Origin of the sequence: Dactylosporangium sp. CA-139114 (assembly GCF_050955725.1) — a bacterium.
GTDB lineage: Bacteria > Actinomycetota > Actinomycetes > Mycobacteriales > Micromonosporaceae > Dactylosporangium.
The window spans coordinates 1,913,831-1,928,030 of record NZ_CP192080.1 but is presented as its reverse complement, the minus strand read 5'-3'; the positions used below and the strand labels follow the sequence as shown (position 1 = coordinate 1,928,030).

The window sequence follows — 14,200 nt, the reverse complement described above, 5'->3', positions numbered from 1 at the left end:
GTGGTGTTTCCGCCGCTCCGTGCCCGGGAAGGCCACGTCGCGAGCGCCCCGTTCCGCCGCGTACACGGCCGTGATGCCCACGGTCCGCGGTGACGGCCGCGCATTTCGGGCGGCCGTGGAATCCATTCGAATCCGGCCGTCCGAATCAGGCGATCCATTTACAGGAAGGCACGTACAGTCGTGAGGTTCGCAGTCAAGGCGGTCGTCTGCGCGGCAGTGGCCGCACTGGCCGTCGGAGCGTTCGCTCCGGGCGCCAACGCCAATTCGACGGACGATTGGTTCTCCGGCCTGGCGTTCATCAACAGGTTCAAGAATACCGACGTCATCGCATCGACCGTGCCGGCAAACGGTGACGTCAACCCGTACGGCGTGGCGGTGGTACCGGTGAGCAAGGACAAGTTGCGCACGGGCGAGGTACTGGTCAGCAACTTCAACAACGCCGACAACAAGCAGGGCACCGGCACGACGATCGTGCAGATCAGCCGCGACGGCCGCGCCAGCCTCTTCGCACAGATCGACGCCAGTGCCTTGCCCGGTGACTGCCCGGGCGGGGTCGGGTTGACCACGGCGCTCGTCGTGCTCCGCACCGGCTGGGTCATCGTGGGCAGCCTGCCCACCGCGGACGGCACCTCCGCGACCGCCCAGGCCGGCTGCCTGATCGTGCTCGACAGCAAGGGCACGGTCCGCGAGACGTTCGCCGGACACGGCATCAACGGCCCGTGGGACATGACCGCACGCGACAACGGCGCGTCGGCCGACCTCTTCGTCACCAACGTCCTCAACGGGATCGTCGGCGGCCAGCCGCCGACCACGAACCAGGGAACCGTGCTGCGCCTGTCGCTGAAGGTCGACCGGAACAATCCCCCGGAGCTGCGCGAGGTCACCACCATCGGCTCCGGGTTCACGGAGCAGACCGACCCGGACGCTCTGATCATCGGTCCGACCGGGGTCGGCCTGGGCTGGGACGGCACCCTGTACGTCGCCGACACCGTCAACAGCCGCATCGCGGCCATCCCGAACGCGGTCCTGCGCAACACCAGCGCGGGCACCGGCAAGACCGTCACGGAGGGCAACCACCTGTCAGGTCCGCTCGGCCTGGCGATCGCCCCGAACGGCAACGTGCTCACGGTGAACGCCGGCGACGGGAACATCGTCGAGACCAGCCCGCTGCTCAGGCGGCAGATCGCGTTCCGCACCCTCGACGATCTCGGCGCCGGCGCCCTGTTCGGTCTCGCCGTCGCACCGCTCGGCCTCGGCGTCTACTTCGTCGACGACACCGGCAACCAGCTTCAACTGCTGCACTGATCCCCGAACCGCGCGCCCCGCACCGGCGAGGCGCGCGGTTCACCTTGAGCCAACTTGAGTCACGCTGCGTGATACATGACTCGACCATTCGTGATCACTGTGGCTAGTCTTCCGCTTCGTGCCATCCCACTTGCACGAGATCCTGATCGAGATGTTCCGCGACCGGCCCGCGCTGGCGGCCGAGATTCTCGGCGGCCCGCTCCACGTCGCCCTGCCGGAGTTCGACGAAGCCCGGCTGTCCTCCGCCGACCTCACCGACGTCGCCCCCACTGAGTACCGAGCCGATGCGGTCGTCACCCTGCACGGCAGCGCATCGCCGGTGATGGCGGTCGTGGTCGAGGTGCAGCTGCGCCTGGACCCGCGCAAACGACGCAGCTGGCCGGCGTACGTGGGCACGCTCCACGCCCGGCTGGGCTGCCCGGTCGCGCTCCTGGTGATGTGCCCCGACCAGGCCGTCGCGGACTGGTGCGCCACCCCGGTCGCGATCGGCCCGCCGGGCTCGGTACTGACCCCGGTGGCCCTCGGCCCCCGTCAGGTGCCCGTCGTCACCGACCCCGGGGCGGCCCGCCGCATGCCCGAGCTGGCAGTCCTGTCGGCCCTCGCCCACGGCGCCGGACCGGAGCCCACCGCGGTGTTCAAAGCCCTGTGCACCGCCCTCGACGTCGTCGGTCAGGACCACGCCGACATGTACACTGACCTTGTCCTCTCCAGGCTGCCAGCGGCGGCCCGGGAGTGTCTGGAGGAACTCATGACCACCGCCGGCTATCGATTCCAGAGCGATTTCGCCCGCCGCAACTTCGCCGCGGGCAAAGCCGAAGGCAAAGCAGAAGGCAAAGCCGAAGGCGAGGCCAAGGGCAAAGCCGAAGGCGAAGCCCGCGCCGTGCTGGCCGTGCTCGACGCTCGCGGCGTGCAGGTTCCGGAGACGGTCCGCGCCCACATCACCAGCTGCACGAACCTCGACCAGCTCGGGACGTGGATTCACCTCGCCGCGACCGCCGACAAGATCGAGGACCTGGGCATCAACGACGCCGAATGATCGCGAGGGCCCGCGCCGCTTCCGGGCGGCGTGGGCATCTTCTGTGCCGTGCAGCGGCGGCCCGGGAGTGTCTGGAGGAACTCATGACCACCGCCGGCTATCGATTCCAGAGCGATTTCGCCCGCCGCAACTTCGCCGAGGGCAAAGCCGAGGGCAAAGCCGAGGGCATGGCCGAGGGCATGGCCGAGGGCATGGCCGAGGGCGAAGCTCGCGCTGTGCTGGCCGTGCTCGATGCCCGCGGTGTGGAGATCCCCGACGAGACCCGCGCCGACATCGCCGCGTGCACCGATCTCGACCAGCTCGGTGTCTGGATCCGCCGGGCCGCCACCGCGGACAGGATTCAAGACCTGGACGACCCCGCTCGCGGGTAGGCGACGGCTGCTAGCTTGTGCGCCCATGACCGCGACCGCGAAGCCCGTGTATCTGCTGGACTTCATGCCCGACGACTGGCGCGAGGCGGTCACCCCGCACGTCGACCCCGCCGTCGTCGCCGCGCTCTCGGCGTTCGTCGTCGAGCAGTACCGCTCCGCCGTGGTCTACCCGCGCAAGCAGGACATCTTCGCCGCGTACCGGCTGTGCTCCCTCGCGGCCACCCGCGTGCTCATCCTCGGCCAGGACCCGTACATCCGGCCCGGCCAGGCCCACGGGCTCAGCTTCAGCGTCCCGCCCGGCGTCCCCGTCCCGCCGTCGCTGCGCAACGTGTACCAGGAGATGCGCGACGACCTCGCCGTGGAGCCGCCGCCGTCCGGCGATCTGACCGCGTGGTGCCGGCAGGGCGTGATGCTGCTCAACGCGGTCCTGACCGTTCGCGCCGGCACCCCCAACTCGCACAAGGGGCACGGCTGGGAGAACATCACCGACGCGACGATCCGGGCCCTGAACGAGAAGGCGGAGCGGGTCGTGTTCGTCCTGTGGGGCGCGGCCGCGAAGGCCAAGGCGCCGCTGGTGACCAACTCCCGGCACGTCGTGCTGCGCGCCGGCCACCCCAGCCCGATGAACCCGACCGGCTTCCTCGGCAGCCGCCCGTTCAGCCGGATCAACGCGGCGCTCGTGGCGGCCGGGGCGCCGCCGGTGCGCTGGTCCCCCGCGATGCCACGGCAGTGAGCGACGGCCGGGAAGATGGACCCGCCCGGCTGCGTTGCACCGCATGTCCATCATGCACTCGGCTCGCGGGGCGGCCATGGTCATCACGCTGGTCATCGACACCTTCGGCGTCGCGAACAACGGCACCACGATCTCGGCCATGCGCTTCGCCGAGACGCTGGTCGAGCGGGGGCACACCGTGCGCGTGGTCGCGTGCGGCGAGGCGGGCGGGTCGCCGGTCGAGCTGTATCGGGTGCCGGAGCTCGTGGTGCCGATCGCGAGCCGGTTCGCGCACCGCCAGCACACGCTCTTCGCCAGGCCCGTCCGCGCGACGCTCGTCGCCGCCATCGCCGGGGCCGACATCGTGCACATCTACCAGCCGTGGCCGCTCGGGCGGGCGGCCGAGCGCGTCGCCCGGCGGCTCGGGGTGCCGGCGATCGCGGCGTTCCACATCCAGCCCGAGAACATCACGTACAACATCGGGCTGGGCTGGTTCCCGCCCGCCGCCCATCTCGTCTACATCCTGCTGCGCCTGCTGTTCTACCGGCGCTTCCCGGACATCCACTGCCCGTCGACGTTCATCGCGGCGCAGCTGCGCCGGCACGGGTACCGCGCCCGCCTGCACGTCATCTCCAACGGCGTCGGCGGGGCGTTCCGGCCCGGTCCGGCCCGCGAGCGCGCGCCCGGCGAGCCGTTCCGCATTCTCATGGTCGGGCGCCTCTCCCCCGAGAAACGCCAGGACGTGCTCATCCGGGCCGTCCGCCGATCCCGCCACGCCGGGCGCATCGAGCTGCACTTCGCCGGGCACGGGCCCCGCGAGGCGCGGCTGCGGCGGATGGCGGCGCGGCTGCCGGTCCCGGCGCGGTTCGGCTACCACGACCAGAGCGAGCTCGTCGAGATCATGCGGCACGCCCAGTTGTACGTCCACGCCTCCGACGTCGAGATCGAGGGCCTCTCCTGCATGGAGGCGTTCTCGTGCGGGCTCGTCCCGGTGATCTCGGACAGCCGGCGCAGCGCCACGAGCCAGTTCGCGCTCGGCCCGGCGCACCGGTTCCGGGCCGGCGACCCGGCCTCGCTCGCCGAGCGCATCGACGCCTGGATCGAGGACCCCGAGGCGCTCGCCGCCGCGTCGCGCACGTACGCGCGCTACGCCGAGCTGTACACGGTCGAGCGCAGCGTCAAGGCGATCGAGCGCGTCTACGACCGGGCGGGCCGCGCGTGGGAGGCGCCCTCGGGGTACAGCGGCCGGCTCTTCCGCCTGGTGTCGAACGCCTTCTACTACGCGGTCGCCATCCCGCTGCTGTTCCTGTGGACCCGCGTCATCCTGGGCGTGCGCACGGAGGGCGAGAAGCGGCTGCCCCGCACCGGCGGCGCCCTGACCGTCTGCAACCACGTGCACCTGCTGGACAGCGTGCTCGTCGGCCTGGCGGTCTTCCCGCGCCGCCCGGTCTTCACCGCCGCCCCGGTCAACCTGGAGAACCGCTGGTACGGCGGCCTCGTGCGGCTCCTCGGCGGCATCGCGGTGCCGCGCACCCCGGCGGGCCTGCCGGCGTTCTTCTCCGAGCTGCAGTTGTTCCTGGCCCAGGGGCGGATCGTGCACTTCTTCCCGGAGGGGGAGCTGCGGCCGTACGACACCGGTCTTCGCGATTTCAAACAGGGCGCCTTCCACCTGGCGGCGCAGGCCCGCGTGCCGGTCGTGCCGCTGTCGATCCGCTTCCGGCCGCCGACGGGCCCGGCCCGGCTGCTGCGCCGCAAGCCCACGATGGTCATCGTCGTCGGCGAGCCCATCGTCCCGACGCTGACCGACCCGCGCGTCGACCGCCGCATCCGCATGGAGCAGGCGCGCCGGACCATGCACGATCAGATCACCCGCGCGGCCTGACCCTCGAGCCCGTCCGGGACGGGCCAGCCGAGCCGCTCGAGCAGCACCGCGAGCTTGCGATCGAGCTCGGCCCCGACCGCCGCGATCTGCGGCGTCCCGAACGACGCGAACTGCCGGCTGGGCTGCTCGATCGCGAACCGGACCGCCTCCCCCTCCACCTGCGAGATGACCGTCCGCAGCGGCGCGTAGAGCATCGCGGCCGGGTCGTGGCGATACATGCGCTCGGCGAGCAGGTGATTGCCCATGAGGTACACGCGGCAGCGCGCCGGGTCCCCCGCGATCCCCATGAGCCGGTCGGCCGAGAACCGCCAGTAGAGCAGAAACCCGTTCACGGCGACCCGGTCCGTGATCGCCCTGACCTGCCCCCAGTCGGTGAGCCCCTCGATCTCGCCGGCCGGATACCCGGGAACGGCCGCCTCGTACTGCGCGACGGCCTCGTCGAACGATGCGCCGGGCTCGATCACGAGCCGGCGAGCTTCCCACATCACCGCCGTGCGCTACCCCGGCTCGGCGAGCGAAACCCCCATACCACCCGGAACGACCCGGCCGGACAACCGAGGCGCTGTGCGCCGACCTCGCAGTACCGTGTCGCAGTCGCACAACGCGGCGAGCGTCGGAGGGTCTGCGTCGATGGGACTTCGCATACGGACGAGCCTGCGGGCCGGACCGTTCCGGATGAGCCTCTCCCCGCGCGGGATGAGCGTGAGCGCCGGGGTTCCCGGATTTCGCGTCGGGGCGGGGCCGCGCGGCAACTACGTCAGCGTCGGCGCCGCCGGCATCCGCTACCGCGCGACGATCGGGGGCGGCCCGAGCCGCGCGCGGGTCGCCGGGGCGCCCGGGCCCGCCCCGGTCGGGCCCGCGCCCGCCACCGGCGTGGTGCTGCACGACACGACCGGGCACGACGCCGTCGCGCTCCAGCCGACCGGGCCCGGGGATCTCGTCGAGCAGCTCAACCGGGCCGAGGGCCGGCCCCTGCTGTGGCCCTGGCTCGCGGTGGCCCTGTTCCTCACGTTCGTGTCCACGGTCGTCGTCCCGCCGGTCGCCCTCGTCGTGCTCGTGGGCGGGCCGTTCGTCGTGGTGTGGTACCGGCTCTGGGAGCGGGCCCGGCGGACCGTCGTGACGTTCTACGAGGTCGACGGGCCGGCCGCGTTCTGGTTCGAGCACATCGCCCAGGGATTCGACGGCCTGCGCGGGCTCGGTGGGGCCTGGCGCATCCGGGAGTCGGGGGCGATCACGGACGCGTACCAGCGCAAGGTCAACGCCGGCGCCGGCAACCTGGTCGGACGCGCGGACGCGCGGTTCTCGCTCACGTCGCCGCGGGCCCTCACCACGAACATCGACGTGCCCACCCTGACGTGCGGCCAGGACGCGCTGCTGTTCCTGCCCGACCGCGTGCTCGTGCGCGCGGGCCGCCGCTGGAGCGACGTCGCCTACCACCAGCTGCACGTCGCCCCCGCGACCACGCGGTTCATCGAATCCGGCAGGGTGCCGCGCGACGGGCGTCAGGTCGACACGACCTGGCAATACGTCAATGCCAAGGGCGGGCCCGACCGCCGGTTCAAGGACAACCGCCAATTGCCGGTCATGGTGTACGGCCGGCTCGAGCTTCGATCCCCCGGCGGACTCCGCTGGATCGTCGACTGCTCGCGCACCGACGCGGCCGAGTGGCTGGCGAGGGCGCTGCGACCCCCTGCGCCGGTGGAGCGGACCGTTGCGGCGCGGATCGCCCGGGTCGCCCCGACGCCGCTGGCCGCGCCCGGGCACCAGGGGCGGCTGTTCGCGTACGCCGACCTGCTCGCTCGGGCCCCCGGGCTCCGGCCGCACACCGGGCCGTACGCGATCGTCGACGTGGAGACGACCGGGCTCGCGCCCGAGGCCGGCGACCGGATCATCGAGATCGCGATCGCCCGGGTGGACCGCACCGGCCGCATCGAGGACGAGTTCGTGACGCTGGTGAACCCCGACGGGCGCGACACCGGGCCGGTCCTCGTGCACGGCATCGACCAGGACGCGGTGCGGGACGCGCCGCGGTTCGCGGACATCGCCGGCGAGGTCGTGCGCCGGCTCGACGGGTGCGTGCTCGTCGCGCACAACGCCGCGTTCGAGGAGCGCTTCCTCGCCGCCGAACTCGCGCGCGCCGGGCTGCGCGTGGGTCCGGTGCCCGCGCTGTGCACGCTGTGGCTGGCCCGGCGGTCCATGCCGACGCCGAACCACAAGCTGGCGACGCTGGCCCGCCACGCCGGGATCGCGATGCCCGACGCGCACGCGGCGCTCGGCGACGTGCGCGCGGTGGCGGCGCTGCTGCCGGTGCTGCTCGGCCGGGCCGGGGGCGAGCTCGGGTACGCCTGCCCTCCGCTCACCGCCGCCGCCCTGCGCCTGCCGCCGGCCGTGGCGTTCCGGCCGCGGACGCGCGCCGTCGGGCTCCGCCGCGGTACCGACGGGTGGATGGCCTCGATCCTCGCCCGGCTGCCGATGAGCGCGGCGGAGGCCGGCGGCGCCGAGGCCGAGCGGTACCTCGACCACCTGGCCATCGCCCTCGCCGACGGGCGGATCGTCGGCGACGAGGCGCAGGCGCTGGCGCGGCTCGCGGGCTCGGCCGGCTTCGGCTCGGCGCAGGTGGCGGCGCTCAACGAGCGGTTCCTCGAGTCGATGCGGGAGGCCGCGTTCGCCGACGGGGTGCTGACCGCCGCCGAGCTGCGGCAGCTCGAGGCGGCCGCCCGGGCCCTGGGGGTCGCGGACTACTTCGACGACCTGCGCGCGCAAGCGGTACGGCAACCGGCTCCGGCTCTCGCTCCGACGCAGACTCCGATTCCAGCTCCGGTTCCAGCTCCGGTTCCAGCTCCGGCCCAGGCCGGGCCGGGACGCCGGCGGTGCGGGCACTGCCGGACGCCTGGGCACTATCGCAACACGTGCCCGGAGCTGCTCGGGGCCGTGTGAACGCGAAGGCGCCGGGCACCCCTGCGCGAGGAAGGCGGTGCCCGGCGCCCCGGGGGCATCAGTCGGTGCCGAACTCCATGGCCGCGTGGTCCAGGGCCTCGGCCTCCTCGGCGGCCGGGCCGCCCGAGGCGATCGCGGCCGCGCCGCCGGCCGGCATCGCGCCCAGCAGGTCCGCGGACGGGGTCTGGTTGGCGCCGATGAGCATCGGGTGCGGGCTGCCGATCACGTTCAGCGTGACGTACTGCTCCAGCTTCGCCCGCGAGTCGGCGATGTCCAGGTTGCGCATGGTGAGCTGGCCGATGCGGTCCACCGGGCCGAACGCCGCGTCCTCGGTGCGCTCCATCGACAGCTTGTCCGGGTGGTACGACAGCGCGGGGCCCGTCGTCTCCAGGATCGAGTAGTCCTCGCCCCGGCGCAGGCGCAGCGTCACCTCGCCGGTCACGGCCGAGCCGACCCAGCGCTGCAGCGCCTCGCGCAGCATGAGCGCCTGGGGGTCGAGCCAGCGGCCCTCGTACAGCAGGCGCCCGAGCTTGCGGCCCTCGTTGTGGTACGCCGCGACGGTGTCCTCGTTGTGGATGGCGTTGATGAGCCGCTCGTACGCGGCGTGCAGCAGGGCCATGCCCGGCGCCTCGTAGATGCCGCGGCTCTTGGCCTCGATGATGCGGTTCTCGATCTGGTCGGACATGCCGAGACCGTGCCGGCCGCCGATCGCGTTCGCCTCCAGCACCAGGTCGACGGCGCTGGCGAACTCCTTGCCGTTGATGGTGACCGGGCGCCCCTGGGCGAAGCCGATGGTCACGTCCTCGGACGGGATCTCGATGGAGGAGTCCCAGAAGCGCACGCCCATGATCGGGTCGACGATCTCGATGCCCGCGTTGAGGTGCTCCAGCGACTTGGCCTCGTGGGTGGCGCCCCAGATGTTGGCGTCGGTCGAGTAGGCCTTCTCGGTGCTGTCGCGGTACGGCAGGTCGTGGGCCAGCAGCCACTCCGACATCTCCTTGCGCCCGCCGAGCTCACCGACGAAGTCGGCGTCGAGCCACGGCTTGTAGATGCGCAGGGCCGGGTTGGCCAGCAGACCGTACCGATAGAAGCGCTCGATGTCGTTGCCCTTGAAGGTCGAACCGTCGCCCCAGATCTGCACGTCGTCCTCGAGCATCGCGCGCACGAGCAGCGTGCCGGCCACGGCCCGGCCCAGCGGGGTCGTGTTGAAGTAGGCCCGGCCACCGGAGCGGATGTGGAACGCGCCGCACGCGAGCGCGGCGAGGCCCTCCTCGACGAGGCTGGCCCGGCAGTCGACGAGGCGGGCGACCTCCGCGCCGTACGCGGTCGCGCGCCCCGGCACCGAGGCGATGTCGGGCTCGTCGTACTGGCCGAGGTCGGCCGTGTACGTGCACGGGATGGCGCCCTTGTCGCGCATCCACGCGACGGCTACCGAGGTGTCGAGACCACCGGAGAAGGCGATTCCGACACGCTCACCGACAGGCAGGGAGTTGAGGACCTTGGACACGACTCAAGCATATACGACTGAGTGCATAACCATGCAACCCCTTCCGCGCATCCGGACGCTGAGCCCGCCGCGCGGAGCCGGGCCGCCGGCACCGGTCGTGGCGCGCTCAGCACACCGGTCGACCGCAGACTCAACACTTGTCAACAAGTTCTCCCAAAGACCACCGCGAATACGCATACTGAGACACCAGTGCCCGCCGCCAATCGGGCCTTGCGCGCAGTGCTGCGCGAACACCCTCGAAGAAAGAGGTCTCCCGTGGTCAGTCGATCACGACCGGGCGGGCGCCGGAGAGTGCTCATCTCCGCCGCCGCGAGCCTGGCCCTCACCGCCGCCGTCATCGTCGGGCTGACCGGCACCGCCCAGGCCGCCGGCACCCTGCCCTGCGACATCTACGCCGCCAACGGCACGGCGTGCGTGGCCGCCCACAGCACGACCCGCGCGCTGTTCTCGGCGTACAACGGACCGCTCTACCAGGTGCAGCGCGCCTCCGACGGCGGCCTGCACAACATCGGCCTGCTCGCCGCGGGCGGCTACGCCAACGCCGGCGACCAGGACGCCTACTGCAACGGCACCACGTGCCGCATCACGCGGATCTACGACCAGACCGCCAACCACAGCGACCTGACGATCGCCCCCGACGGCGGGGCCGGCTCCGGCGACCGCGGCGCGGACGCGAGCGAGATCGCGGTGACCGCGGGCGGCCACAAGGTCTACGGCGTGTGGGTCTCCCCCGGCGTCGGCTACCGGTTCAACGGCCGGGCGCCCGGCGTGGCGGTCAACGGCCAGGCCGAGGGCGTCTACATGGTCGCCAGCGGCACGCACGTCGGCTCGGACTGCTGCTTCGACTACGGCAACGCCGAGGCGACGCCGTACGACACCGGCAACGGCCACATGGACGCGATCAGCATCGCGACGACGTGCTTCTTCCCGCCGTGCCAGGGCTCCGGCCCGTGGATCGAGGCGGACATGGAGAACGGCATGTTCCAGGGCGGCAACGGCTCGAACCCGAACCCGGGCAACAACTCGGCCTACGTCACCGCCGTGCTGAAGAACAACGGCCAGACCACCTACGCGCTCAAGGGCGGCAACTCGCAGTCCGGCGGGCTCACCACCTGGTGGAACGGCGCGCTGCCGACCGACAAGCAGGGCTACCGGCCCATGCACCAGGAGGGCGGCATCATCCTGGGCATCGGCGGCGACAACAGCAACCGCAACCGGGGCACCTGGTTCGAGGGCGCGATGGTGGCCGGCTACCCGGCCGACGCCGCCGAGAACGCGATCCAGGCCAACGTGGTCAGCGTCGGCTACAGCGGCCAGACCAACGTCCCGAACGGCCCGCAGGGCACCGTCACGGGCCCCGGCGGCAAGTGCGTGGACGTGGCCGCGGACGACACCGGTTCCAACGGCGCCGGCGTGCAGCTGTGGGACTGCCAGACCTACGCCGAGGACCAGCACTGGACGCACTTCGCGGACAACTCGCTGCGCACGCTCAACCGGTGCCTGGACATCAACGGCAACGGTACGGCCAACGGCACCCAGGTCGAGCTGTGGGACTGCAACGGCGTCGGCGGCCAGAAGTGGGTGCAGCAGGCCGACGGCTCGCTGAAGAACCCGCAGTCGGGCCGCTGCCTCGACTCCCCCAACGGCGCGACCGGCAACGGCACCCGCCTGCAGATCTGGGACTGCAACGGTTCGGCGGCGCAGAAGTTCGCCGTGAACGGCGGCGGCACGAACGTCGGCCCCGGCGGCAAGTGCGTCGACGTGGCCGCGGACGACTCGGGCACGAACGGCACCGCCGTGCAGCTGTGGGACTGCCAGTCCTACGCCGTGGACCAGCACTGGTTCCACCAGTCCAACGGCTCGCTGCGCACGCTGGGCCGCTGCCTGGACATCAACGGCAACGGCACGGCCAACGGCACCCAGGTCGAGCTGTGGGACTGCAACGGCGCCGGCGGCCAGGTCTTCCAGCAGCAGGCCGACGGCTCGCTGAAGAACCCGCAGTCGGGCCGCTGCCTCGACTCCCCCAACGGCACGCGCCTGCAGATCTGGGACTGCAACGGCAGCGCGGCGCAGAAGTTCGCGCTGAACTGAAGCACCGGCCGGGCGCGGGTCACCCCGCGCCCGGCCGCCTCCCGCGGTGGCGTCAGAGGTAGGCCGGCAGCCCCGCGCGCAGGCAGGCCAGCATCGCCGCGCCCTCGGCCGGGGGCATGGGCGCCGCGGCGCGGCCGATCGCGGCCAGGACGTCCTCCAGCGACACGTCCGCGTCGGCGCCCGGCGCGTGGTAGCGCACCTGGGCGGTCAGGTCGGCGACGTACGGTACGACGTCATCGCTCTCGATCTCCCACAGCCAGGCCAGCACCCGGCCGAACGCCTCGCCGGCGTGCAGGGTCGTGCCCCGGGACCGCTGGGCCAGCAGGGCGGCCGCGGACTCGCAGATCAGCGCGCCGATCAGCTTCTCGAAGATGGGGTCGGGCACCTCGCGGGTTCGCACCATCGCACTCCTGCCGATCGATGTAACGACCGGTGAGCCTACCGCTTCGATGTGTCATCGGCGAGCGTTCATCGCCAGGTTTCACACCCCGATCGGCCGTATCGGTGAGCGTCGACGCGAGGGCTACGGTTCGTAGATGACGATCCCCGCCGGCGGCAGGGTGAGCTGGACGGCCTTGCCGTTGCGGGCCGAGACCGAGACCTGGCCGCCCGCGAAGGCCGGCTCGCTGGAGTAGCGGCAGGTCAGCCGGTCGCCCTCGGCGTGCAGGTCGTTGTCGACGGTCACCCAGGCCGTGCGCACGCGGTCCGGGTCGGTGTTGACCGCGACCAGCACCTCGTGGTCGGCGAAGATGCGCGACCACGGCAGCAGGCCGCGGGCGGCCGGGGCGGCGAAGCGCACGCCGTCGGCCGAGATCGGGCGCAGGTACTGCCGGCCCCGCCGCAGCGCCGGGAGCCGCCGCCGGACCGCCAGGATCTCGCTGAGCTGCCGGTACGTCTCGTGCTCCTCGTCGAACGCGTGCCCGCCGCGGCTGCGGAACGGGCCGAACGCGCCGCCGAACATGGCCTCGCGGATGTACCGGTCGTGCCCGCCCTCGCCGTCGAACTCCTGCTCCGAGCCGTAGTAGACGCACGGGATGCCGAGGGTGGCGGCGTTGAGCGCGAGCGCCACGAGGGCCAGCCGGCGGCCCGGCTCGCCCGCCGCGAAGCGGGCCTTCCACGCGCCCTTGCGCACCTGGTCATGGTCGTCGTAGCTGGTCACGACCTTGTCCCGGAACCAGGTGTGCGACTCGCGGCCGACCTGCAGCGAGTTGCGGAACAGCGCGAAGTACTCGGCCGGGTCGGCGGCGCCCTTGACCACCCGCTCGAGGCGGTCCTGCACGTCGGCCAGGCCGAGCGCGGCGTCCATGCCGACCGCGTCGAGGGTCTGGCAGGCGAACGCGCGGTCGCCGGTGATCTCGGCGACGAGCAAGAAGCGCTCCTTGCCGATCGACTGCGCGAACTCGTGGATCGCGGCGGCGAAGAAGCGGGCCGCGCCCGGGTCCATGTGCTTGACCGTGTCCACGCGGAAGCCGTCGAGGTCGGCGTAGGCGATCCAGTACTGGTACGCCCGCACGAGGGCCAGCAGCGCCGCCGAGGGCCGGTAGTCGTCCAGCGGTCCCTCGCCGAGCGCGATGTCCTTGAGCTCCTCGAAGTCGCCCTCCAGGTACTCCGGGAACCGGTCCCAGTCGGCGATGCGCCCCTTGCCGGTGAACGTCGCGGTGCTCTGCAGCTCGGCGGGCCAGACGCCGCCGTGCGGGTGCGACTGCGGAACCGGGCCGATCGGGAGCACGGCGGCCCCGTCCTCGTCGCGGAAGCCCTTGACGGGGTAGCGCTGCCCGGTCCAGACGGGCCGGCTGTCGCCCTCGTAGCCGAACACGTCCCCGGCGTGGTTGAGCACCACGTCGAGGATCACCCGCAGCCCCTGCGCGTGGGCGTCGGCGACCAGGGCCCGCAGGTCCTCCGGCCGCCCGAAGTGCGGATCGACGTCGAGAAAGTCCCCGATGCCGTAGCCGTGGTAGGACGGCTGCCCCGCGACCTGCCGCAGCACCGGGCTCACCCAGATCGCGGTGACCCCGAGCCGGCGCAGGTAACCGAGCTTGCTGCGCAGCCCGGCCAGGGTGCCGCCGGCCCAGTCCGCCCCGGCCTCGCGCCACCGGGCCGCGTCCTCGGGCGTCGTGACCGCGTTGCCATGATCGGCCTCGCGCAGCGGCGGCGTGGCCCCGGTCGCGACGGTCGCGCCGTCGTTGTCCCGGTAGCCGCGCTCGCGGCCGTCGGAGAAGCGGTCGACCAGCAGGAAGTACAGGACCTCGTCGGCCCAGTCGTCCGGGGACGGGTGGAACGGACCCCGGGTGAGCGCGGCGAAGTCGATGTCGGCGATCCGGCGGTACGACACCCCCCGATGGTGCCACGATTCGTGCCT

General features: G+C 72.4%; 11 protein-coding genes. 7 read left to right on the top strand and 4 right to left on the bottom strand.

Annotated elements, in window-relative coordinates:
- Positions 1–180 precede the first annotated feature (180 nt).
- The 5 genes from ACQP2P_RS08670 to ACQP2P_RS08650 all read left to right on the top strand — a co-directional run bounded on the left by ACQP2P_RS08670 (position 181) and on the right by ACQP2P_RS08650 (position 5,306).
- The gene (locus ACQP2P_RS08670) at positions 181–1,305 is read left to right on the top strand and encodes a hypothetical protein (protein ID WP_433614508.1); all 1,125 of its coding nucleotides are present in this window, start codon (positions 181–183) and stop codon (positions 1,303–1,305) included.
- Between the two features lie 130 nt (positions 1,306–1,435).
- A complete protein-coding gene (locus ACQP2P_RS08665; RefSeq protein WP_433614506.1) occupies positions 1,436–2,341 on the top strand; it encodes a hypothetical protein in 906 nt (301 codons plus the stop codon).
- Between the two features lie 83 nt (positions 2,342–2,424).
- Positions 2,425–2,712: a hypothetical protein gene (locus tag ACQP2P_RS08660; RefSeq protein WP_433614504.1), complete on the top strand. Its 288-nt coding sequence runs from the start codon at positions 2,425–2,427 to the stop codon at positions 2,710–2,712.
- Between the two features lie 25 nt (positions 2,713–2,737).
- A complete protein-coding gene (locus tag ACQP2P_RS08655; protein WP_433614502.1) occupies positions 2,738–3,445 on the top strand; it encodes a uracil-DNA glycosylase in 708 nt (235 codons plus the stop codon).
- A 43-nt stretch (positions 3,446–3,488) separates the two neighbouring features.
- Entirely contained in the window at positions 3,489–5,306 is a 1,818-nt protein-coding gene (locus ACQP2P_RS08650; protein WP_433614500.1) for a glycosyltransferase, read from the top strand.
- Here ACQP2P_RS08650 and ACQP2P_RS08645 read toward each other — a convergent pair.
- Positions 5,285–5,791: a DUF302 domain-containing protein gene (locus ACQP2P_RS08645; RefSeq protein ID WP_433619056.1), complete on the bottom strand. Its 507-nt coding sequence runs from the start codon at positions 5,789–5,791 to the stop codon at positions 5,285–5,287. The two genes, ACQP2P_RS08650 and ACQP2P_RS08645, sit on opposite strands and share 22 nt — an antisense overlap.
- Positions 5,792–5,936: 145 nt before the next feature.
- Here ACQP2P_RS08645 and ACQP2P_RS08640 point away from each other — a divergent pair, with 145 nt between their 5' ends.
- A complete protein-coding gene (locus ACQP2P_RS08640) occupies positions 5,937–8,243 on the top strand; it encodes a DUF4236 domain-containing protein (protein ID WP_433614499.1) in 2,307 nt (768 codons plus the stop codon).
- 58 nt (positions 8,244–8,301) lie between these two features.
- Here the strand turns inward: ACQP2P_RS08640 and argG are convergent, their stop codons facing one another.
- Positions 8,302–9,750: an argininosuccinate synthase gene (gene argG / locus ACQP2P_RS08635; protein ID WP_433614497.1), complete on the bottom strand. Its 1,449-nt coding sequence runs from the start codon at positions 9,748–9,750 to the stop codon at positions 8,302–8,304.
- A 255-nt stretch (positions 9,751–10,005) separates the two neighbouring features.
- On the opposite strand from argG, the gene ACQP2P_RS08630 reads away from it, so the two are divergent.
- Positions 10,006–11,841 (top strand): arabinofuranosidase catalytic domain-containing protein, encoded by a 1,836-nt coding sequence (locus tag ACQP2P_RS08630; RefSeq protein ID WP_433614495.1) that lies wholly within the window; start codon positions 10,006–10,008, stop codon positions 11,839–11,841.
- Positions 11,842–11,893: 52 nt separating this feature from the next.
- Here the strand turns inward: ACQP2P_RS08630 and ACQP2P_RS08625 are convergent, their stop codons facing one another.
- Entirely contained in the window at positions 11,894–12,244 is a 351-nt protein-coding gene (locus ACQP2P_RS08625; protein WP_433614493.1) for a hypothetical protein, read from the bottom strand.
- A 120-nt stretch (positions 12,245–12,364) separates the two neighbouring features.
- Entirely contained in the window at positions 12,365–14,173 is a 1,809-nt protein-coding gene (locus ACQP2P_RS08620; RefSeq protein WP_433614491.1) for an alpha-amylase family glycosyl hydrolase, read from the bottom strand.
- Positions 14,174–14,200: the final 27 nt, after the last annotated feature.

Bases quoted from the DNA above. Each gene is read 5' to 3' on its own strand.
- ACQP2P_RS08645 (WP_433619056.1), bottom strand. From the start codon at position 5,791: ATGTGGGAAGCTCGCCGGCTCGTGATCGAGCCCGGCGCATCGTTCGAC.
- ACQP2P_RS08625 (WP_433614493.1), bottom strand. From the start codon at position 12,244: ATGGTGCGAACCCGCGAGGTGCCCGACCCCATCTTCGAGAAGCTGATC.
- ACQP2P_RS08650 (WP_433614500.1), top strand. From the start codon at position 3,489: ATGTCCATCATGCACTCGGCTCGCGGGGCGGCCATGGTCATCACGCTG.
- ACQP2P_RS08640 (WP_433614499.1), top strand. From the start codon at position 5,937: ATGGGACTTCGCATACGGACGAGCCTGCGGGCCGGACCGTTCCGGATG.
- ACQP2P_RS08660 (WP_433614504.1), top strand. From the start codon at position 2,425: ATGACCACCGCCGGCTATCGATTCCAGAGCGATTTCGCCCGCCGCAAC.
- ACQP2P_RS08655 (WP_433614502.1), top strand. From the start codon at position 2,738: ATGACCGCGACCGCGAAGCCCGTGTATCTGCTGGACTTCATGCCCGAC.